The 243-nt window shown below is 62.1% G+C and carries 1 pseudogene; it reads left to right on the top strand.

The features are described from left to right. Window positions 1–243 (top strand): annotated as a pseudogene (locus AB4874_RS20130) (ISL3 family transposase); the annotation flags it as partial.

Raw genomic sequence — 243 nt, 5'->3', positions numbered from 1 at the left:
GGCATCTCCTGCAGAACGCGAGCGATGCGTTTCTGGCCGCCGTCCGTCGAGCAATGCCCGTCATAAGAAGAACGGCCTGCAGCGCTGAACTGGATCCCGGCATTCTGACGGCGGCGGAACGTCTGCAATTCGAAGGCTTTCAACGGCGCCAGAAAACCAACATGCTGATCCAGCAGATGGGGGCCGAAGGCGTGCCCATCAAGCGGATCGTCCGGGTCACTGGTCTGAGCCGGGGCCTGGTTC

It is taken from the genome of Thioclava arctica (assembly GCF_040892615.1).
Lineage (GTDB): Bacteria > Pseudomonadota > Alphaproteobacteria > Rhodobacterales > Rhodobacteraceae > Thioclava > Thioclava arctica.
Note: the sequence above shows the minus strand (reverse complement) of the source record. Positions and strands in the feature narration are given on the sequence as shown.